The following is a 22,231-nucleotide window of genomic DNA, read 5'->3' on the forward strand; positions in this document are numbered from 1 at the left end:
CAAATATTACATAAAATACATAGTGCTTAACGGATTATACAGTATATTGCGAATTGTTGCATGTGATAATACAAATTTATTTATCGCGCATTTATTCCGTATTTATTGCGCATTTATTCCGTATTGATTCTGTATTTATTGCGCTTGCTGCAAAAGGTGAAATATTTTTAAAATTTTTTATTGCAAAGGTAACATTTTGCACACAATAATCGCGCTTACAACACAAAGAGTAACTACTAATAGCAGCACGTCTTTTATACGCATTTTCCATGAGTGCAAGTGAGTTCTTTCAGCTCCAGGCGTGTAGCAGCGTGCATCTAATGCGAGCGCAAGAGTGTCAGCATGGCGAATTACTCCTGCAAAACCTGGCACTATTAAAGCTGTTATAGCGTGTACTCGTTGTTTAAAAGAACCATCTCGAATGCTACTTCCTCGAGCGATTTGCGCTAGTGCCACAGAGTGCGCTTCTGCACTAAGTGTTGGCAAGAACCGTAGCGCTAGACTCATAATAAGTGCTATTTCTTGCGTTGGTATTCCAATATGCCGAAGTGGTGATAATAATCGTGTGCAAGATTCGCTAAGCGTTGTTTGACTCATTGTTAGCACTAGAACTGCTCCAATGATAATAACAAGAGAGAATCGTGTTGCAAAAAGTATTGCGTAATTAATTCCATCAGTTGTAATAGGAATAGTTGCAATATTTGCTAGTACTGTGCCTGTTCGCACTGCCAGAATGTTAAGTAATCCGGAGAAGACAAATACTGCAATAATCATATGCAGCGAAGAAATAAGCTTAATAAATGGTATTTTTGCAGCAACAGTTAGAGTAAATGTTACAAAAGCAAGAATAGCTAACTGTATGTAGTTAGTAATACTAAAAGCACTTAGCATAAGAATAAAGCATGATAGAAGCGTTGCTCGTGGGTCAAAAGATTTAAGTAGCGAAGATGTTTTTGCTTTTGCGGAACTTTCTTTGTTTTTGTTATTTTCAGTATTATTTGCTTTATTGTTTGCTTTTAATGTTACTAATCTTGCGCCTAAATCTTCTGCTTCTTGAAGATTATGCGTAATAAGTATTATGGTTACGCCTTGATTGTGTAGCGTTCCAAGAATTTCTCGAATACGTAACGCAGCTTCAAAATCTAATCCAGCTGTTGGCTCATCCAGTACGAGCACGCGTGGCTTGCAAGCTAAAACGCCAGCTATTGCAACAAGACGCTGCTGACCTCCAGAAAGCGCAAAAGGTGATTTTTCAGCCAAGTTCTCAAGGTTCAATAAGCGTAGGGTTTCATCCACACGTTCTTTAAGAGCGCTGTCTTTTAGCCCAAAATTTTTTGGTCCATAAGCGACATCGTTTCGTACTGTATCAGCAAAAAGCTGTTGTTCTGGCAGTTGCATAACGTAGCCAATTGTTTGATGTAGTTTTTGTCGTATTATTCTAGATGATTTACCTCTAACAGATATGCCATGCACTTTTATGTTTCCTGAATTGGCTTTTAACAATCCACACATTGTTTTAGCAAGAGTTGATTTACCGCAGCCGTTTTCACCCATTATTGCAACTGTTTCGCCACTTTTAACAGTGAGTGAATAATCGTCAATAACAGCTGGAGAAGTTTTATCATATTTAACAGTTAGTCCGGAAATTTCTACAGCGATATCTGACTCATTTTCTTTGAATCTGCTATCTGTTAAGTTTTTGTTCTTGCTAATTTTAGTTAAATGATCATTAGCCAACTCAATATTAGAAAAGTAAGTTTTTAAACCATTAAAGCTTACTTCTTTCAGTATGCCATTTTCTAGTAGAAGTATGCGATTTGCTCGTTTGCATTCCTCAAAATTGTGTGTAATTTGAACAATAGTAGTGCCATTTTTATGCAAATTATCGAATAAAGCATCAACGTCTTTGCGAGCGAACGAGTCGAGCATAGAAGTAGGTTCGTCAAGAACAAGCAGTTTAGAATTCATAGCAATAGCGCTTGCTAAAGCTACTCGTTGCTGCTGTCCGCCGCTCATAGTGCTAGGGTCAGCGTAACGCTTATCTTCCATGTGAACAGTTTTTAAAGCTTCACTGATACGCTTATACATTGTTTTTCGAGGGAATTGCAAATTTTCTAGTCCGAAAGCAACATCATCTTCAGTAACAGTAGTAACAATCTGATCTTCTGGACTTTGAAACAGAGCGCCAATAAACTTTCGCGCATTTTTGTAAGCGTCAGCATAAGCAGTAGTATTTTCAAAAACTTTTTCACCGCATAATGTAACGTAACCGCTATCTGGTGCCGTTAAACCTGCAATAATTTTTGCCAAAGTTGATTTACCAGAACCGTTTTTGCCCACAATCGCTACGCGCTCGCCGGAGCGAATTGTAAGACTTAGATTATTAAGTGTCCAAGTTTTTCCATCATCGTAGCTGAAGCAAATATTTCGCAACACTACTAGAGTATTGTTTTCAACTGCGCAATTTTGAGCTTCGTTCATACTACTGCTTGTGCTGGTATTTTGCATAGTTTATGCCGTTTAGAAGATTTACTTGCTGTGGTGAAGTAGTTTAGAAACTGGTTTATAAACAAGCATTGTTACTACAACGTGAAGCGCAAGTTTAATAATATTAAACGGTAGCAGTGCTGGAATAATAAGCGATGCAACTGTAGCAACGGTTATCTTTGGTGAATAAAGTGGCGTAATAACAAGATTTCCAGCTATTGCGAGCGCAATTGCAACAACAGAGCCTACCAAAAGTGCAATGATTGCGCCTTTTCTGGTATGCATTTTTTTGTAAATTAATGCCGCTGTAACGCTAGCCCCTAAAGATACTAGCACTGCCATAACTGTGCCTAGTGGATTGGTAAATAAGTGTGGTGCGAAACCTAGTATGCTTACTATTGCTGCAGCTGCAGGACCATATGCGAATCCTGCAACTAGGCACACGATTCCTGAAGGATCATATTTTAAATACGGCAAGTCTGGAATAAGTGGAAATTCTATGAAACTTACTGCCATTGAAAGTGCAACAAATAGAGCATATTTTGCTATTTTTTCGCTAGACCAGTTAGAGTTCTTTGCATAAGTTTGGTGATTATTTGTATTAGAAATGCCCATGATGGGTCTCCGTTTCTTTCATCCGGACTGTAACCGTTGGCTTCGGAATTTAACCGAATCAGCAGCTTGTAAGCCGCTCGCGGGCTTCAAAAACGCATGAAACACGTATTTTGTTACCGCCAGTAAGGATTTTCACCTTCCCTGAAACTAACTATTCTTTTGTATCTCATGCTAAGAACATTGTTGTGATAATTGTGTGGCGAGGGTAGGTGCGAGAATACAAGTATGAGCAATACGAGTGCATCAAAAAAAATTACTACTAATAACGCAACTAGCATTGATAAATTAGCTATTGTTGTTGTCACTTATAAGCGTCAAGAGCTTTTGGAGAATTTATTCCATTCGTTTGAATGTTTAAAAGAATGCCCTTGGCGTATTGTCGTTGTTGACAATGAGTGCAGTGACAAAACCAGCGAAATGGTTGCTCGTCTTGAAGCTTCTTTAACTAATCGTTGGGGTAAAGCTCAAAAAGATTGTGAAGGCAATGAACTTCATGTTGTGTATGCTCCTCAAGATGAAAATCTTGGTGGTGCTGGCGGTTTTAGTGCTGGTGTTAAAAAAGCTTATGAACTTGGAGCTAAGTGGTTCTGGGTTATGGATGACGATGTTGAAACAGTGCCTGAATCTATTGAGCGTCTTGCTCCTTGGACTAAGCGTCATGCTGTTGTTCAAGGAAGTCGTTTAGATTATGACGGTGGTAAATTCTACTGGCAGTACGATTTTTTGGTTCCGCTTGGTATTCCAAATCCTATTGCGCCTGCTGCTTTCGGCAGGGCTGGATACAAAGTTATGAATACGATGTGTTTTGAGGGTGGTTTGATTCGTCGAGATATAGTTGAAAAAATCGGCTTCCCGGATTCGCGCTACTTTATTTACTGGGATGATACTACTTACGGGTATCTTGCGAGTAAGGTTACGAATCCTATTGTTGTTCCGGATATTATTCTTCGTCGCACTCGTGATATTCCTAATTGGGATATTGCAGGAGTGCGTCAGTTAAATTCAACATCGGACATGAATCGTTATCATATTATGCGAAATAGAGGCTTTATGGCTCGCTACTTTATGATTCATGGCGATTTTCGTCCGTTTATGTTTGCGCTTGGAACTGCTTTAACGGCTGCTAAAGAGCTTATTCGTTTGATAGCTGTCGATCGTGAGCATATTATTTCGGGTATTGGTAAATTGTTTACCGGTTGGATTGATTCTCGAAAAATTTTGCACGATCAAGACTGGAAACCTATGCCTTCGTTGAAGTAGAAGTTAGTAAACAGTAAGCGTGTCGTATTGGATATACGATAGAATACTGGTAATTGTCCATACAGCACACATTCAGAGGGGAGTGTTAGTGAAATGATTGACACTGCACAAGCATTTGGCGTCGATATTGGTGGCTCCGGTATTAAGGCTGCTCCAGTAAATTTGGAAAAGGGAGAGTTCGCAGAACCTCGATACAAAATTCTCACTCCTGCGGTTTCTACGCCTCAAGCAGTTGCAGATATTGTTCGTCAGCAGCTTGAACATTTTGAAGTACCTGCAGATGTGCCTGTTGGAATTGCGTTCCCTGCTCCAATTAAGCCTGGTAAGAAGCTTGATTTTATGGCAAATCTTGACCAGTCTTGGATTGGTGTTGATGTTACTGAAGTCTTTAGTGAGGCTTGTGGTCGTCCTGTAACAGTAGTTAACGATGCCGATGCTGCTGGTTTAGCTGAGCAGCGTTTTGGTGCGGCAAAAGACAAGGATGGCTTGGTTATTGCTACTACTCTTGGCACTGGTATTGGCACGGCTTTGATTTACAACGGTGTGCTTATTCCAAACACTGAGCTTGGTCATATTCAGCTTGAAAAAGGTAAGGGCGATGCTGAGAAGTACGCTGCTTCTTCTGTTCGTGAAAAGTTGGATATGGGCTATAAGAAGTGGGCTAAGCGTTTGACTAAGTACTACGGCTTGATGGAAAAGTATTTCAACCCAGATTTGTTTGTTGTCGGTGGTGGCGTTAGCCGCGTAAGCGAAAAGTTCTTGCCGCATATCGATATTAAAACTCCTATTGTTGTTGCAACATTGCATAATGAGGCTGGAATTATTGGTGCAGCTTACTATGCAATGCAAAAAATGCAGCAAAACTAAAAAATAACTAAATATTATTTGTTATCTATTGAGCTGGGTGAGCAGTTTATACTGCAGCCCAGCTTTTGTTATGCCAAGTGTTAGGGTAGTTTCGTGCGATTTTCTTCTAGAGTAGATGTAAGTGAGCCAAATCCTATTATTTTAGCTCAGCGAAAAGCTATTGTTAATGGCGTAAAGCTTACTAAATTAAACGATTCCAATCCAACGTCTCACGGCTTAGCACCTAAATGTTTAAGTGGACGTTACACAGCAGACCCTAGGGGCCCTAAGGAAATTCGCGATATTCTTTCAAACTTCATCAATAAGCGAGATAACCGCACTGAAAAGTCTGTTCCATCAAAGCTTAATTCAGATCAGCTTTATGTGCTTTCTTCAACTTCTCAAGCTTACGCATGGCTTATGATGCTTTTATGTGATGCAGGGGATGCCGTTATGGGACCGACTCCTGGATATCCTCTTATAGAGTCTATTGCGCGCTTGCAATGTGTGAATGCAATACCGTATCCTTTGCACTATGATGGTTCTTGGACTATTGATATTGCGCGTGTTAGAGAACTTTTAGAAGATGCGTCTTTGCGTATTAAAGCTCTTGTGCTTATTAATCCAAATAATCCTACAGGCTCATATGTCAAGCCTGAAGAACGTGAAATACTATTGCAATTATGTCGTGATAATGGTGTTGCGATTATTGCAGACGAAGTATTTTATGAATATTCGCTTGAACCTTTTGCTGGAAATGCTCGTCTTGCTGGAGAATCTTCTACTTTAGTTTTTGCGCTTGATGGATTCTCCAAAATGCTTGCTGCTCCTCACGCAAAAGTTGGTTGGATTGAAGTTTCAGGTCCTAAAGATGATGTTTATGAAGCACAAAAAAGGCTTGACGTTATAGCTGATGATTTTTTGCCTATTGGTAATACTGTTTCTGAGCGCATACCAGAATTATTGCAATATGCATCTTCTCAAAGCGCTATTGTACGAAATCGTATTATTAATAATCTGCATACGCTGCGAGAAACGTTGACATCTATGCCTAAATGCTGTGTTAGCGCGTTGCGTGCAGAAGGTGGATGGAATATTTTATTGCGTGTACCATCTTGCATTGACGATGATGTATTAGCTTTGAGATTGATGAAAGATTATAATTTAGTTTCTCAACCTGGATATTATTTCGATATGCCAGTTAATGGGTATTTAGCATTGTCATTATTGCCAGAGCCGCAACAGTTTATTAGCGGATTACATGCGCTTCTTCGAACTGTAGATGCATTGTTAGAAGAATAGTAATTATATAAATAATTATTTAAAACAATGTCATCCAACTTCTAAACGTGAACCATAAGTTTGGATTAAAACGAAGCGTGCTGTCTTCACGTCCCGTAACAAACCAACTGAGTACAGCGATAGCAATAGAAGCAAATAGCAATACTGCTACAAGTAAGCGTATTGTGTAAGCAATAGTTTTTTTATGTAAAGAATTTTCTGATTGCAAAGTGGATGCATATTCTAAAAGCAAGCTAATTCCAATTGCGGCAGCTATAGCAAAAGACCACGCAAAATCAGCAATATATCTCCATCCGATACCAGCTTTTAAGCTGTCAAAAACAATAAGAACAAGCCCAACTATTATAGCTATTACGCTTGTTTGCCAAGCAATATGCGTGCGGCAGCGTTTTTTCATAATAAATACGCATATTATGCCAACTAATGCCAATGGTGAAAGTGTAAACATTCCGCCAATCATAGGCTCTGCATATTGCCAACGGTCAAATGCAATAGGCTGAATACCAATCCAAGGAAAAGTTGGAATAAAACGCAAAGGTAGCGCAATATAGCTGAAAATAGACGGCAAAATATTTTGTGACGGCAAGCGCATAGTTGTCATGTCAGTAATAGTTATTTGATACTCATTGCCAAAATTTAACGGTGAGCCAAAGCGTAAAAGATTATAAATGCCAAATGGAATTGCAGTAATTATGCATGGTAACATCCAAGCTGCAAAATATTTAAAAGGCTTATGCCATGAAGAAACTTGTTTCCAGTTGCGCAAAATATTTGGTAAATCTTTTTCTATATGCGAATAAATTGCAGGAAGTGCAAAAAGAACAGCTATCGAAAAAGTAGGTCTACATCCTAAATTTAATGCAATAAAGAAAGAACCTAAAACAATATTTTGCAAAGAATGTGTTTTATTAAAACCTAGGTAGCACCACAATCCAAGAGATGTGAAGAAAAGTGAGGCTGCCATAGGTACGGAATAAAATGACGTTCTAAACCACAAATACACTGTATTTGAAGTAATGAAGAATAAAGCAAGAACAATGGATGTCGTTCCTAAAGATACTTTTTTTGAAGTCTGCTCAATAATTCGAATAACCAATAGGGAACCTGCGATAAGAAAACCAATTAAGAATATTATCGTAGCTACTGTTGTTGGAAGCATAGAGCCTTCAGGAGTCCATAGTCTTGAAATAATGCGATAAGGCAAAAATAGCAATATTGCTGGAAGAACTCCGAAGTAGGAATACCAGTGACCTTTGTAGTATGCGTAATCCCAATACATATGTTGTACTGAGTGGTTTAACAAATTATTTCTAGCCGTAGGGTCGTAAGGATTTTGCAAGTGTTCTAACTCATTAGGAACAGGAAGATTTAAATGCACTTGACCTTTTAACAATGCGTCTGCAGTGTGAGCATATTGATCAAAATCATATGCATAATTACCGTTTGTGTAAAAATGCATAGGAGTTGCGTTTCGTAAATTCCAAAAAATAGTTATTAAACCAACAGTAATAAATGGAAGAAGAGAAGCAGCAAAGCAGCAACGTTGAATAAGACTATGAGTGTTGAGTTTAATTTTCCAAAGCTTGGACCAAGGGTTCCAAAGCGTAACAAGAAATGCAAAAATAGCAAGTATTAATACGCGACCCCATGACCACCTAAAAGGCACTCGAACGTTTGCTCTTGAGTCTTCAATATTTAATATTGATCCTATTGGATGTTGCAGCCACACTCTAACAATGCAAGATTTTCCTACTGCTTGTTTTGGAAGTTTAAGCAAAGATGGGTTTAGAGAAGCAGTGTTTGTGCTTTGAGGTTTGCTTAAGTATTTGTTTGCTTCAACTAAAACATTGATGTTTGAAATAAGATTATTATTTTTGCTTTTCTTTTTAATAATCGCAGGCTCTAAGCGAATATAAGGCGAACTTCCGTCGGATGTTACTTCTAAATATGCTTCTGAAGGATCCGTTATAAGAATGCCGCCGGAATCTAAGCGTCTAATTCCAGAACCTATATCGTTGTGCGCAGAAATGCTATCTGTGCTTCCTGTAACACTGCTCCAAAATGGCAGATTTCCAATAGAACATTCAAATAAGGTTATAAGAATTATTACGATGAATGGTATTCGCAAAAAATGTAGCGCACGTTTTATGCAATGATTGTCAATTTGATTGCTTATACGGCTGTTGGCACTATTCGCCGTATTTGGCAAAGTCTTAGACGCGTATGTTGAAATCACTGCTTAACCATTCTATTGCACAATTCAAGTAATTCAGTTCAACATTTTACTCTTCGGCAACTAAATCGAGATATTCGTCATTCCACAAGTCTTCGTCGCCATCAGGCATTAGTAGCACTCGCTCAGGTTGTAAGGCTTGAACTGCACCCTCATCGTGTGTAACAAGAACAATTGCTCCCTCATACTTTGCAATAGCTTTAAGTATTTCATCTCGAGATGCTGGATCCAAGTTGTTAGTAGGTTCGTCCAGCAGTAGCACATTGGCTTTGGAAGTGACTAGTGTTGCAAGTGCTAGACGCGTTTTTTCGCCACCTGAAAGCACTCTTGCAGGCTTCATTGCGTCGTCGCCGGAAAACAGGAAGCTGCCAAGCATAGAACGTGCTTGTGTGTCATCCAGGTTTGGTGCAACGTGCTGAAGGTTTTCCAAAACTGTAGAATCCAAGTCTAATGTATCGTGTTCCTGTGCAAAATAACCGATTTTGCATCCGTGTCCGTATTGAACTTCACCAGTATCTGCTGTTTCTTCTCCTGCCAAAATTCGTAATGTTGTTGTTTTTCCAGCACCGTTATAGCCTAGAATGACAACGCGTGAACCTTTGTCTATAGCAAGATTAATTCCAGCGAAAACAATATTAGAACCATACGCTTTGGAAATATCTTTTGCCATAATTGGAGTTTTTCCGCATGCAGCTGGTTCTGGAAAACGAATATCTGCAACTTTTTCTTGTTTTTGAGCTTCACTTGTTTCGCTTAATAAGCGTTCAGCTCTTCGCATCATGTTTTGAGCAGCAACTGCTTTTGTAGCTTTTGCATGCAAGCGAATGCCTTGTTTCATAAGGCGTTCAGCTTTCTTTTCTGCAACTTCTCGTTCGCGGCGACGTCTTTCTTCGTCTACTACGCGCTGATGCAAGTATGCTTTCCAACCCATTGAGTACATGTCTATTTTTGCAAGTTGAGCATCTAAATGCCATACTTTGTTGACTACTTCGTCTAGTAATTCTGTGGAGTGAGAAATTACTAGGAATCCACCTTCAAATCGTTTAAGATAATTGCGCAACCATATTATTGAGTCTGCGTCTAAGTGGTTTGTAGGCTCATCGAGAATTAATGTGTCTGCGTCAGAAAACAGAATTCTAGCAAGTTCTATGCGGCGACGTTGACCACCTGAAAGTGTTCCTAAAGCTTGTTGCATAACTTCTTGTGGAAGTCCCAAGCTTGTTGCCATCGATATTGCTTCAGATTGCACTGAATAACCGCCTGCTTTTTCAAAATCTTGCATTGCTTTGTCGTAGCGGTTCATAGCTTTAGTCATTATGTCTGGATCTGGATCTGTCATTTCTTTTTCCGCTTTGCGAATACGCGAAACGATAGAAGCAATATCTCGAGCGCTCATAATGCGATCTATAACGCTTTGTTCTGGGTCTGCTGCGTGCGTGTCTTGAGGTAAGTAGCCTAAACCTCCACTAACTCTAACCGAGCCTCCTGCTGGCAGCATGTCTCCTGTAATAACGCGAGTAAGCGTAGTTTTGCCTGCGCCGTTTCTGCCGACTAAACCGATCTTATCTCCCTTTGTGACGTGAAAATCGGTAGGATTTAACAGCGTTCGCGCACCAATCTGAATGGTTAAAGCTTGTGCGTCAATAGGCATAATGTCTGTTCCGTTCCCCAAAATTTAGGCTGCTATTATTTATTACTTATAAAAGTCATAACCAAACTCACTATTATACTGCTTACTGGTAACGAATACGGCATGTGGTTGATAGTCAAATACTTTACTTTTTCGAACACTTGTTCTATAATTTTCTTGTTAGTAATAAAATTGGGTATTGGTTGGGAATATTCAAGTGATTATGGGGAAGTGTGGAGGTAATTGTGTCAAAACAGGCGAATGAACAAAACGACTCGTTGCAAGAATTGCTTGATAATGCTCCTATGTGCGCTAACAAAGGTACTTTTATAGCTGATTTATCTAGTATTCCTTCTGAATGGAAAATAACTATCCAGGGTGCTAGAGAGCATAATCTAAAAAATGTAAGTTTATCGATTCCTAGGAATCGTATGGTTGTTTTTACTGGTCTTTCTGGATCTGGTAAGTCCTCGCTTGCGTTTGATACGCTTTTTGCAGAAGGTCAGCGACGCTATGTTGAGTCGCTTAGTGCTTATGCTCGCCAATTTTTAGGACGTATGGATAAGCCTGATGTTGATTTTATTGAGGGCTTAAGTCCTGCTGTTTCTATTGATCAAAAAACTACGAATCGCAATCCTCGTTCTACTGTTGGAACCATTACAGAAATATATGATTATTTGCGATTATTGTTTGCAAGGATTGGTGTGCCTCACTGTCCTGAATGCGGTCAAATAGTAAGTTCTCAAACTCCTCAGCAAATGACAGATTCATTGCTTGCTATGCCAGAACGTACGAGATTGCAAATTCTTGCTCCAGTAGTTCGTGGTCGTAAAGGAGAATTTAAAGATACGCTTGAGCTTTTGCGCTCAGATGGTTATGCTCGTGCGATTATTGACGGGCAAATGCATGAGCTTTCTGAAGATATTACTCTTACTAAACAGAAGAAACATACAATTGAAGTAGTAGTAGACCGTTTAGTTATTAAAGATGGCATTCGTGTTCGATTAACTGATTCGATTGAAACAGCATTAAAACTATCTAAAGGAGTAGTAATTGCTGATTTTGTTGACGAACCAGAAGACTCACAAACGCGTCGTAAATCATTTTCGGAACATCGTGCATGTCCAAATAATCATCAATTAGAGCTTGATGAGATTGAGCCTAGAACATTTTCATTCAATGCTCCTTATGGTGCTTGCTCTGAATGTTCTGGCATTGGATACAATCTCGAAATTGATCCTGAACTTGTTATCCCGGATCCAGACAAATCTCTTGCGCAAGGAGCTATTGAGCCGTGGGCAATGAATAAGTCAGCTGGAATGTATTATCAGCACATACTTTCAGGACTTGCTAAAGATTTGCACTTTGATATGAATACTCCGTGGAAGGATTTAGCGGAAGACGTTAAACATGACATCATGTATGGTCATGATTTCACAGTTCAAGTTTCCTACACAAATAGGTGGGGGCGTCAACGTGAATATTCTACTGGCTTTGAAGGTGTAGTTCGTACGCTTATGCGCAAACATGATGAAACTGATTCTGATCAAATGCGTCAATATTATGAGTCGTATATGCGTGAAGTTCCATGCCAAAAATGTAGTGGAAAGCGTTTACGTCCAGAAGTTCTTGCGGTTACAGTATCTAATACTTCCATAGCTGAAGTTTGCGATATGCCAGTAGAGCGAAGTCTAGCATGGGTAAATGCTTTGCATTTGGATGGTTCTCAAGCAGTAATTGCAACAGAAATATTAAAAGAGATTCGTGCTCGACTTGGTTTTTTGAACGATGTGGGTTTAAGCTATCTTACTCTTTCAAGAGCTGCAAAAACTTTGTCTGGTGGAGAGGCTCAACGTATTCGTTTAGCTACTCAAATTGGATCAGGTTTAGTTGGTGTTATGTACGTGCTTGATGAGCCGTCTATTGGATTGCATCAAAGAGATAATGAGCGTTTGATTGCAACATTACATCATCTGCGGAATCTTGGTAATACGCTTATTGTTGTCGAGCATGATGAAGATACTATTCGTCAGTCCGATTGGCTTGTTGATATTGGTCCAGAAGCTGGCGAGCATGGAGGAGAAGTAGTATATTCAGGTCCGTCTGATGGAATTATTAAAGCTCAGCGTTCAATTACTGGAGATTATATTGCTCACAGACGCTCAATAGATGTGCCAAAACAACGTCGCAGTGTAGACGAAAATCGTATGCTTCATATAGTTAATGCCCATGAGCATAATTTAAAAAATATTGATGTAAGCATACCTTTGGGAGTATTCACATGTATAACGGGTGTATCTGGATCTGGTAAATCAACACTTATAAACTCAATTTTGTATCCAGTTCTTGCAGACAAGCTAAATGGTGCTCGAATTGTGCCAGGAAAACACAAACGTATCGATGGTATTGAGCTTTGTGACAAAGTAGTGCATGTCGATCAGAATCCTATAGGAAGAACTCCTCGTTCTAATCCAGCAACTTACACTGGTGTTTGGGATAAAATACGTTCATTGTTTGCGCAGACTCCAGAAGCAAAAGTTCGTGGCTATGGTCCTGGTCGTTTCTCGTTTAATGTTAAAGGAGGCAGATGTGAAGCATGTCATGGCGACGGTACTTTAAAAATAGAAATGAACTTTTTGCCTGACGTATACGTAGAGTGCGAAGTTTGTCATGGTAAACGTTATAACCGTGAAACTTTGGAAGTTACATATAACGGAAAGTCTGTTGCAGATGTTCTTAATATGCCTATTTGTGAAGCTGCAATATTTTTCAAAGCATATCCTTCTATTTCTCGATATTTAGATACTTTAGTAAAAGTTGGCTTGGGCTATATTCGTCTTGGTCAAAGCGCAACAACACTTTCTGGCGGTGAGTCTCAACGAGTAAAGCTTGCTACAGAGCTACAGAGAAGATCTACTGGTAAAACAGTTTATATTCTCGATGAACCTACTACTGGACTACATTTTGAAGATGTTAGGAAACTTCTAGCGGTTTTGCAATCTCTTGTAGATAAAGGCAACAGTGTTATTGTAATTGAACATAATCTTGATGTTGTGAAATCTGCAGATTGGATTATTGATTTAGGTCCAGAAGGAGGAGATAAAGGCGGAACCTTAGTTGCAGAAGGTAGTCCTGAGATCGTAGCGCGTAATGGCGAGAGTTGGACAGGTAAATTCCTTAAGCAAATGTTACATTAAGCGTTCAAAAAAGTTACCAATTTGTAATTTGTTGAACTGAGAAATTTGCTCGACAAATCTTATGAACAGTTGCATAAATTTTGTTTAGGAAAGGAGGTGAAAATGAAAGATAATGATCTTAATAAAAATTCTTATAAAGCATATGATTTGCAAGAAGAAAATGGGATGAGAGATAGTGAAAAATGGCGTAAAACGCAAGCAATAATAGATGAACAGTTTTCAAAAGATTCATCATTTGATGGTGAAAGAGTAAATGCATTAGGAGCTCCATTGCTTGGTGATACCCGTGATTTATTCCGTCCAGCTTCTCGTGATATTCCAGCGCAACCTGGAGTATACAAGTGGCGTGATGGCGAGGGGCGAGTTATTTACGTTGGAAAAGCAAAAAATTTACGCAATCGTTTAGCGAATTATTTTCAACCTCTTTACCAACTTCATCCTAGAACTCAATCTATGGTTCTCACAGCTCGCAGTTTGGAATGGACTGTTGTAAGCACTGAATTTGAGGCTCTTACACTTGAATATACTTGGATTAAAGCTTTTAATCCAAGGTTTAATGTAGTTTTTCGTGACGATAAAACATATCCTTATGTTGCAGTTTCGCTAGAAGAAACTTTTCCAAGAGTATGGATTACTAGAAATCGTAGTGCGCGGCATGCTAGATATTTTGGTCCGTATGCAAAAGTGTGGCCTCTTCGTCATAGTTTAGATTCTTTACTTAAAACTTTTCCTATTCGCACATGCTCATCCTCTGTTTTTAACAAAGCTCATAGGACTGGTAGACCTTGCTTATTTGCTTCGATTGGTAAATGTTCAGCTCCTTGTATAGGAAACATAGATCCTAGCGAACATCGCAAGATGGTAGAACATGTAGTTGGCATACTTACAGGCAGTGTTGGAGAGTCTTATATTTCACAAATTAAGAACGAGATGAAAGAAGCAAGTGAAGAGCTAGAATTTGAGCGTGCAGCTAAATTGCGTGACGAAATTGCTGTTTTGAACACTATTTTGCAACAAAATGCAGTTGTGTTTGACAATGATGTAGAAGCAGATGTTTTTGGATTCTGCGGAGATGAGCTTGAAGCGTCAATTCATGTATTTTTTGTCAGAGCTGGAATGATTCGTGGAGAGAAAAATTGGTCAGTAGAACGAAATGAGCATATTAGTGACAGTGATCTTATAGCTGATTTATTAACTCGCGTATACGCAGAATATGAGCAAAATTACACACAAAACCATGAAGATACTATTAGCATTAAGAAAGTTCGCGACGCTGTTAGCTCTACGCAACAAGCTACTGCAACTGATGTAATATTGCGAGCGCAAGCTACTAAAACTCGTCGTGAACGTCAAGAGAGAACAGGTCGTGAGGATTTACTTGCTCCTATTTCGCCTATTCCTCGTGAGATTATAGTTCCAATTAAAATTTCTGATGAACGTAAGCAAGAGCTTGAATTGTGGCTTAGCAATATTCGTGGTTCTCAAGTAAGTATTAGAGTTGCAGAGCGCGGAGAAAAACGTGCTCTTATGGATCGTGCAAACGATAATGCTAGTCAGGAATTGAAACGAATAAAATCTAGCCGTATTAACAGCATAGATATGAGAACAGAAGCTATGAATGAAATAGCAAAAGCGCTTGGAATGAGTAAATCTCCTTTGCGAATTGAATGTTATGATATCTCAAATACAGTTGATGGTAGTTATCAAGTTGCTTCTATGGTTGTTTTTGAAGATGGTGTTGCTCGTCCTAGTGAGTACCGTCATTTTGCGGTTCGAGGTGAACATGGTGATGGTAAAACAGATGATTTAAGTGCTGTTTATGAAACATTATTGCGAAGGTTTAGGCATAAAGATGTTTGTGAAGAAGACAAGCTTGATTCATCAGATACATATGACTTATCTGATATTAATATTTGCGATGCTAACAGTATTTCTAATAAGCATTTTTCAGGTAATTCATTGACTGGTGCGCGGCATTTTGCTTATAAACCTCAATTAATTATTGTCGATGGAGGAAAAGAACAAGCAAAAGCTGCTAAAAGAGCTATGAAAGATGCTGGCGTAAGTGATATTACTGTTTGTGGTTTAGCTAAGAAGCTTGAGGAAGTGTGGCTTCCTGACGAAGATTATCCAATCATTTTTAAGAGAAGCTCAGAAGGATTGTATTTATTGCAGCGTGCTAGAGACGAGTCTCACCGTTTTGCTATTTCGTATCATCGTAAATTGCGAAGAAAAGGTTCATTGCATTCTACTTTTGATGCAATTCCTGGAATTGGAGCAGTGTATCGCAAGCGTTTGCTTGCATCTTTTGGTTCAATAAAATCTTTGAAAAATGCTTCATTGGAAGATTTGCAAAGAGTACCTGGAATTGGCGAGAATAAAGCAAAAGCTATATACAGTGCTTTGCGTAAAAAATAATGATAAGTAGCTTTTGAATTACTATGAGTCTTATTATGAGTCGCAACTCGTCAGCATAAGGCACTAGCCTAAGAAGTATGTCTCAGGAAATTGAAATTGGTTTGGGCAAAAAAGCCCGAGTTGCATATTCGCTTGACGATATTGCTATTGTTCCTTCGCGCCGCTCGCGTGATCCTCAAGCTGTATCTACTTCATGGCAAGTAGATGCTTACACGTTTGATATCCCAATTATTGCTGCTCCGATGGATTCTGTTACTAGCCCGGATACTGCGATTGCAATTGGTCAAATGGGTGGTCTTGGAGTTCTTGATCTAGAAGGTTTATGGACTCGATATGAGAATCCAGAACCTATGTTAAAAGAAATAGCTGAGTTGCCGTCAAATATTGCAACCCGCCGCATTCAGGAGATTTATACTGAGCCAATCAAACCAGAATTGATTGCAAAGCGTTTGCATACAATCAGAGATGCTGGAGTGACAGTAGCAGGAGCTCTTTCTCCACAACGCACGCAAGAATTATATAACACTGTGCTAGAAGCTGGTGTTGATTTATTCGTGATTCGTGGAACAGCAGTATCTGCTGAACATGTTTCTAAGGATCATGAGCCTCTTGATTTAAAGAAGTTCATTTACGATCTCGATGTTCCTGTTATTGTTGGAGGCTGCGCGGATTATACTTCTGCTCTTCATTTGATGAGAACTGGAGCTGCAGGTATTTTAGTCGGATTTGGTGGCGGAGCAGTATCTGCAACCATGAATACTTTAGGTGTGCAAGCACCTATGGCTACTGCGATTGCGGATGTTGCTGAAGCTCGTAGGGATTATATGGATGAATCTGGCGGTCGTTACGTGCAAATTATTGCTGATGGCGGAATGGGTAATTCCGGCAGCTTTATTAAGGCTCTTGCAGTTGGAGCTGACGCAGTTATGCTTGGTACTCCATTAGCTCGCGCAACTGAGGCTCCTGGTCATGGCACTCATTGGGGTGCTGAGGCTCGTCATTCGTCACTTCCTCGTGGCATGCGCTCAAATGTTGGCACTGTGGCTCCGCTAGAGAATATTCTTTTCGGCCCAAGTCATGAAGCAGATGGTACTACAAACTTTGTTGGTGCATTGCGCAGAACAATGGCTTCTACAGGTTATGTTGATGTTAAGAGCTTCCAGCGTTGCAGCGTAGTATTTAATCCATTCCATCAGGATATTCGTTAGTGTTATAAGTATGATGCTTATTGCATAAAATATGGCGGTTCAGTAATTTGCTCTGAACCGCCATTTTTGTTTTCAAAATTGTTATATCTATATGAATATTCTATTGATTTATGCATAAATATGATTTTTAGCTATATTTGTTATTCTTTTAAACCGTAATGTGTATAATTCAACACGCATAAAATCGTTTATTTTCAATAAAAACGACGAATATTTTGTAATTTATCCACATTTTTATTAATTACGCAGTTAGAGAAAAATTACGTTGTAAGCTTTTATCTAAACTCGTTTAGTTTGTAGGAATATAAGCTTAACAAGTTTTAAATAACAACAGTTTTAAATAATTGTTAAAGCGGGAGAGAAATATGAAGATAGATTTTGCTGATGCCTATGGCATGGATGATAACGACTACAGTGATGATGAGCTGAAAGATAAGTCTTCAAAGGCAAAGAAAAACAATGACGAGGATCCTCCAAATGTTTTCTGTAGATCTCGTATTGGATTGCCTGTATATGAGGGTGAAGTTAGTGTTGGCTTTTCTCGTGAATGCTTGAAATACCATGTTGGAATGTGCTATTTCGACAGTAGAGATGAGCAGGCTTTTGTTAATTTAGCTTTAAAAACTTGTCAAATTGCTTGCATAGCTGCAGATATTTCTAGAGGTAGGCCTATTTCCCCAGCAATGTCGCAGCTTTTAACAAAAAGTTGTATTACTAAATTAACTAACATGTGGAAACTGATGGATGAGTATTTCACTGATAATAACGATTCGGAAACTCGCTCTGCTGTGCGTAGTTTTCCTGCAGTTCCTAGTTTGTTTAATGGAATGTTAGTCAGCCCGAATCATTTTGAAGGTGTTGTGCGCATTTGTGCAGGACCTGTGAAATACTGGGCGTCGCTATCTTTGCAATTGAAAAATAATCGTTGGATTTGCACATATGCGGATCTAGGATAAAATCGTCGCTTATAATAGGTAGCTGAAATAAGACATCTATGATAATGCGTTTGAAGACTTATATATATATTCAAAAAATATGAACCCCTTATTGCTTGATTTGTTGATTTTCTAACAATTTCAGCAATAAGGGGATTTGTTTTTAAAGATTAAATATTCTAACTTGTACGACTTGTAGAATCTAAGTTTTATCAGTGTTTGTTTATAAATGACAATATTAAGTATTATTTTTTGTACTTCGTGCAGTCGTGTCGATTCTGTTATCAAGTACAATAAATAATATGCTCCGAGAATTTGCTGTAGAAGCCATTCACCCAACTCAAGACGGTGATACCATTTATTCCTTACTTGCCAATCGTGCTATGCGTAACCCACAAGACGTGGTTGCTCAATGGCAAGACGATGAAACTCGTCGTTGGCATGATGTTACTTCATCTGAAATGCTCGCGAAAGTTCGTGCAGTAGCTCGAGGCTTAATAGCACTCGGAGTTCAGCATGGCTCCAAAGTTGTTATTTACTCTGCTACATGCTATGAGTGGGGTATTACCGATTTTGCTTGTGCATGCATTGGTGCTGTAAGCGTTCCTATTTATGAAACAGATTCAGCATTACAGGCAGCTGACATTATCGATGAAGTTAAGCCAGTTATTGCTTTTGCTGGAGACGATGCGCATGCTCAATGCTTAGAGCGTGTTCGCCAGGATCATAAACGCATAACTTTGAAAACTGTATTTAATTTCAAAGCTGGCGGCTTGGAAGCAGTTGTTGATTTTGGTAAATCTATTACTGATGATGAGCTTAATAAAGCTGTTGATGCTGTTAAGGCAGATGATTTAGCTACTATTGTTTACACTTCTGGTTCGACTGGTAGACCTAAAGGCGCAATGCTTTCAAATCGTAATTTTACGCATATTGTTTTTGCTGGTTACGATGTTCTTAGCGATATGTTATGCAAGCCAAATCGTTTGCTTTTATTCCTTCCATTAGCGCATTGTTTTGCTCGCTATATTCAATATGTTGCAATCGGTGCTCATGGCGTTATTGGATATGTGCCTAATGCTAAGCATCTTTTGGCTGATTTGCGTAGTTTTAAGCCTACGTATTTACTTGGCGTTCCTAGGGTTTTTGAAAAAGTTTATAACGCTGCGTCACAAAAAGCTGGTGCTGGCATAAAGGGTCGTATCTTTGCTAAAGCTGTAAAGCATTTCATTCAATGGTCTCGCGACAATGTTGAAGGTAAAACCCATTCTCTTGCTGCGCGCATGAATCATGCAATGTACATGAAAACAGTTGGTTCTTCTATTCGTTCAGCTTTAGGCCCTAATCTTTCATGGTTAGCTTGCGGTGGAGCTCCAATGGATGCTGATTTGGCTCATTTCTTTAATGGTCTTGACGGTATTACTTTTATTCAAGGCTATGGAATGACTGAAACTGCTGCTCCTTGCGTAGTTAATTTTGAGCATGCAAATCAAGTTGGATCTGTAGGTCGACCTGGTCCTGGTATAACTATTCGTCTTGCTGACGATGATGAAGTGCTTATTAAAGGTCCTAACGTATTTATGGGATATTTCAATAAGCCCGAGCTTACTGCAGAAGTTATTGACGAAGATGGATGGTTGCATTCAGGCGATCTTGGTTCAATAGATGATGAAGGATTCTTGTCTATTACTGGTCGCAAAAAAGATATTATTATTACTGCTGGTGGCAAGAATATAAGTCCTGCTCCTATGGAAGGTATTATTGCTCAATGCCCATTAGTTTCTCATGCTGTAGTAGTGGGCGATGGTAAGCCATTTGTTTCTGCTTTAATTGAGCTTGATCCAGATATGGTTCGTTCTTGGCTAAAGAATAAGGGAATGGATGTTAACCTTACTATGAGTGAGATTGCTGCTAACGATGCTGTGCGTTCAGTAATTCAGCAATTTATTGACCAAGCTAATAGTACTGTTTCTCGCGCTGAGTCTGTTCGTAAGTTTGTTATTTTGCAAGATGAATTTACTCAAGATGCTGGAACCTTGACTCCAAGTATGAAGATTGTTCGTCCGAAGATTCTTGCTCGCTATGCTGATATTATCGAAACGCAGTTGTATGCTCCAAAGCCTAATACTCGTCCTTTGCCAGCAACTGTAAAGATTCTCGATAAAACTACTGAGACTGTTAAGCAAGCACAAGAGACTGTTAAGCAAGCTCAGGAAGCTGTAACTCCTCGAGTTCGTCAAGCTATCGATCAAGCTGCGAATCATTTGAAGCATTTTGGTGAAGAATCTTCATCAGATTCCTCTTCGACATCGCATAGTGATAATAATGAACATGTCGAGTAAAGAGCTTGCATATTTGTAGTTGTTTTTCGTTATTCCTACTTAAATAAAAGAAAGAGTAATCGAGTGTCTATTAGAAAAATTCGTATTGTTCCGGATCCTGTATTGCGAACTCCTTGTGATGAGATTCGTGAAATTACGCCAGCTGTGAAACATTTAGTTGATGATTTATTGGAAACGGTAAATGACCCAGGTAGAGCTGGATTGTCTGCTAATCAGATTGGTGTAAGTTTTAGAGCTTTTTCTTACAATATAAATGGTCGAATCGGCTATATTCTAAATCCAGTAATTGAAGAGCTAAAAGGTGAGCAGTACGACGACGAGGGTTGCCTTTCTGTTCCGGGATTATGGTACAAAACTAGGCGCGCAAATTATGCTAGAGCTCGTGGAATTGATTTAGATGGTAAGACTGTAGTGCTTGAAGGTGAAGGTCTTATGGCTAGAATGATTCAGCATGAGTGTGATCATTTAGATGGTCATATTTATTTAGATAGGCTTGAAAAGGACGTGCGCCGTCAAGCGTTGCGTGAGTTGCGCAATAATATGCGTAACTAAGTTTTAGTTTTTATGCTTTATGCGTAAATAATTTTTTAAAAATTATCGGCGTTTTTGTTGCTTTTATTGCTACAAGAATGCCGATTTTTAGTATTGAGTATCTGATATAATCGCTCTTTGCGTGTCCATTTTGAGCATGAGTATTGCCGCGTTGTATGATTGCTCGCTTTTTATTGTCTACACGGATTCGCAAATACGCGCCATGTACGCGTCCGTTCGTGTCGGTCGGCTTGGATTTAGACATGTGTTAACCAAGTTGCATGCGAACAGACATGGCCAGGAAATAACCGACAAGAAAGGTATATAGATATGGCACAGATTACCATGAGCGAAATGCTGAAGGCTGGTTTGCACTTCGGACATCAGACTCGTCGCTGGAACCCAAAGATGAAGCAGTTCATTCTTACCCAGCGCAATGGTATTCATATCATCAATTTGTTCAAGTCTCTCGACATGATCGACAAGGCTTATGACTTCATCAAGCAGACTGTTGCTCACAACGGCACTGTTCTCTTCGTGGGCACTAAGAAGCAGGCTCAGGAAGCTGTACAGAATCAGGCAACTCGCGTAAACATGCCTTATGTTTGCGAGCGTTGGCTCGGCGGTATGTTGACCAATTTCCAGACTGTTTCTACTCGCGTAAAGCGCTTGAAGGAACTTGAGGAAATGGACTTCAGCGATGTTCGTGGATCCGGCTTGACTAAGAAGGAACTTTTGCTTCTCGAGCGCGAGAAGGACAAGCTTTCCAAGCAGCTCGGTGGTATTCGCAACATGAACCGCACTCCATCCGCCATGTTCGTTGTTGATATTAACAAGGAAGCTTTGGCTGTTGAAGAAGCTCACAAGCTTGGTATCCCAGTTGTAGCAATTGTTGATACCAACACTGATCCTGAGGCTGTTGAGTATCCAATTCCTGCAAACGACGATGCTATTCGTGGCATTGAGTTATTGACTAGCTTGATGGCTGATGCTGTAGCTGAAGGTTTGCTTGAGCATGCCGGTAAGGGCGCTAAGTCTGAAGGTAATGATGCTCAGCCAATGGCAGCTTGGGAGAAGGAATTGCTCACCAAGGAAGGCGAAGCTGAAGCTGAGCCTGCCAAGGAAGAAAATACTGAGGCAAACGCCTGATAAGCTAATTTGCAACCAGATTCTTATTTAGAAGCTGCAAAATCCAATTGATTTTGCTTTTTGCAGCTTTTAAGAATC

At 39.4% G+C, this 22,231-nt stretch carries 14 protein-coding genes and 1 riboswitch; of the genes, 10 read left to right on the forward strand and 4 right to left on the reverse strand.

The features are described from left to right. Window positions 1-177: 177 nt before the first annotated feature. Both AC1EK3_RS01520 and AC1EK3_RS01525 read right to left on the reverse strand, forming a co-directional pair. A complete protein-coding gene (locus tag AC1EK3_RS01520) occupies window positions 178-2,481 on the reverse strand; it encodes an energy-coupling factor transporter ATPase (protein ID WP_480033464.1) in 2,304 nt (767 codons plus the stop codon). 48 nt (window positions 2,482-2,529) lie between these two features. After that, the gene (locus AC1EK3_RS01525) at window positions 2,530-3,102 is read right to left on the reverse strand and encodes an ECF transporter S component (protein ID WP_415689784.1); all 573 of its coding nucleotides are present in this window, start codon (window positions 3,100-3,102) and stop codon (window positions 2,530-2,532) included. Window positions 3,103-3,108: 6 nt separating this feature from the next. Further along, a riboswitch (FMN riboswitch) is annotated at window positions 3,109-3,255 on the reverse strand. Between the two features lie 72 nt (window positions 3,256-3,327). Here AC1EK3_RS01525 and AC1EK3_RS01530 point away from each other — a divergent pair. From AC1EK3_RS01530 to AC1EK3_RS01540, 3 genes are all read left to right on the forward strand, one after another. Continuing rightward, the gene (locus AC1EK3_RS01530) at window positions 3,328-4,362 is read left to right on the forward strand and encodes a glycosyltransferase family 2 protein (protein WP_480033463.1); all 1,035 of its coding nucleotides are present in this window, start codon (window positions 3,328-3,330) and stop codon (window positions 4,360-4,362) included. A gap of 93 nt (window positions 4,363-4,455) precedes the next feature. Further along, window positions 4,456-5,229, forward strand: coding sequence for a polyphosphate--glucose phosphotransferase (ppgK, locus tag AC1EK3_RS01535; RefSeq protein ID WP_004108876.1), 774 nt, complete (start codon window positions 4,456-4,458; stop codon window positions 5,227-5,229). A gap of 93 nt (window positions 5,230-5,322) precedes the next feature. Beyond that, window positions 5,323-6,510, forward strand: coding sequence for a pyridoxal phosphate-dependent aminotransferase (locus AC1EK3_RS01540; protein ID WP_480033462.1), 1,188 nt, complete (start codon window positions 5,323-5,325; stop codon window positions 6,508-6,510). A 19-nt stretch (window positions 6,511-6,529) separates the two neighbouring features. Here AC1EK3_RS01540 and AC1EK3_RS01545 read toward each other — a convergent pair whose 3' ends face one another. Together AC1EK3_RS01545 and AC1EK3_RS01550 are read right to left on the reverse strand one after the other, a co-directional pair. Next, a complete protein-coding gene (locus tag AC1EK3_RS01545; protein ID WP_480033461.1) occupies window positions 6,530-8,746 on the reverse strand; it encodes a beta-carotene 15,15'-monooxygenase in 2,217 nt (738 codons plus the stop codon). A 46-nt stretch (window positions 8,747-8,792) separates the two neighbouring features. Further along, window positions 8,793-10,394: an ABC-F family ATP-binding cassette domain-containing protein gene (locus tag AC1EK3_RS01550; RefSeq protein WP_012914200.1), complete on the reverse strand. Its 1,602-nt coding sequence runs from the start codon at window positions 10,392-10,394 to the stop codon at window positions 8,793-8,795. Between the two features lie 284 nt (window positions 10,395-10,678). Here AC1EK3_RS01550 and uvrA point away from each other — a divergent pair, with 284 nt between their 5' ends. The 7 genes from uvrA (at window position 10,679) to rpsB (ending at window position 22,153) form a co-directional block, all read left to right on the forward strand. Further along, entirely contained in the window at window positions 10,679-13,570 is a 2,892-nt protein-coding gene (gene uvrA / locus AC1EK3_RS01555) for an excinuclease ABC subunit UvrA (protein ID WP_480033490.1), read from the forward strand. A gap of 102 nt (window positions 13,571-13,672) precedes the next feature. After that, complete coding sequence (uvrC, locus tag AC1EK3_RS01560; protein WP_480033460.1) at window positions 13,673-15,988, forward strand: excinuclease ABC subunit UvrC; 2,316 nt, start codon at window positions 13,673-13,675, stop codon at window positions 15,986-15,988. A 77-nt stretch (window positions 15,989-16,065) separates the two neighbouring features. Further along, window positions 16,066-17,196, forward strand: a complete 1,131-nt coding sequence (locus tag AC1EK3_RS01565; protein ID WP_480033459.1) for a GuaB3 family IMP dehydrogenase-related protein — start codon at window positions 16,066-16,068, stop codon at window positions 17,194-17,196. Between the two features lie 365 nt (window positions 17,197-17,561). Then, on the forward strand, window positions 17,562-18,152 hold the full coding sequence (locus AC1EK3_RS01570; protein ID WP_415682963.1) for a hypothetical protein: 591 nt from the start codon (window positions 17,562-17,564) through the stop codon (window positions 18,150-18,152). A 281-nt stretch (window positions 18,153-18,433) separates the two neighbouring features. Beyond that, window positions 18,434-20,473, forward strand: a complete 2,040-nt coding sequence (locus AC1EK3_RS01575) for an AMP-dependent synthetase/ligase (RefSeq protein WP_415682964.1) — start codon at window positions 18,434-18,436, stop codon at window positions 20,471-20,473. A 63-nt stretch (window positions 20,474-20,536) separates the two neighbouring features. Further along, the gene (locus AC1EK3_RS01580; RefSeq protein WP_415682965.1) at window positions 20,537-21,025 is read left to right on the forward strand and encodes a peptide deformylase; all 489 of its coding nucleotides are present in this window, start codon (window positions 20,537-20,539) and stop codon (window positions 21,023-21,025) included. A 309-nt stretch (window positions 21,026-21,334) separates the two neighbouring features. Next, entirely contained in the window at window positions 21,335-22,153 is an 819-nt protein-coding gene (gene rpsB, locus AC1EK3_RS01585) for a 30S ribosomal protein S2 (protein WP_119526583.1), read from the forward strand. Window positions 22,154-22,231: the final 78 nt, after the last annotated feature.

The organism is Gardnerella sp. C0026F2, from assembly GCF_056590715.1.

Coding starts and splice junctions, on each gene's coding strand:
- AC1EK3_RS01570 (WP_415682963.1), top strand. CDS start 17,562: ATGAAGATAGATTTTGCTGATGCCTATGGCATGGATGATAACGACTAC.
- ppgK (WP_004108876.1), top strand. CDS start 4,456: ATGATTGACACTGCACAAGCATTTGGCGTCGATATTGGTGGCTCCGGT.
- AC1EK3_RS01530 (WP_480033463.1), top strand. CDS start 3,328: ATGAGCAATACGAGTGCATCAAAAAAAATTACTACTAATAACGCAACT.
- AC1EK3_RS01565 (WP_480033459.1), top strand. CDS start 16,066: ATGTCTCAGGAAATTGAAATTGGTTTGGGCAAAAAAGCCCGAGTTGCA.
- AC1EK3_RS01520 (WP_480033464.1), bottom strand. CDS start 2,481: ATGAACGAAGCTCAAAATTGCGCAGTTGAAAACAATACTCTAGTAGTG.
- uvrC (WP_480033460.1), top strand. CDS start 13,673: ATGAAAGATAATGATCTTAATAAAAATTCTTATAAAGCATATGATTTG.
- AC1EK3_RS01575 (WP_415682964.1), top strand. CDS start 18,434: ATGCTCCGAGAATTTGCTGTAGAAGCCATTCACCCAACTCAAGACGGT.
- rpsB (WP_119526583.1), top strand. CDS start 21,335: ATGGCACAGATTACCATGAGCGAAATGCTGAAGGCTGGTTTGCACTTC.
- uvrA (WP_480033490.1), top strand. CDS start 10,679: ATGTGCGCTAACAAAGGTACTTTTATAGCTGATTTATCTAGTATTCCT.
- AC1EK3_RS01550 (WP_012914200.1), bottom strand. CDS start 10,394: ATGCCTATTGACGCACAAGCTTTAACCATTCAGATTGGTGCGCGAACG.
- AC1EK3_RS01525 (WP_415689784.1), bottom strand. CDS start 3,102: ATGGGCATTTCTAATACAAATAATCACCAAACTTATGCAAAGAACTCT.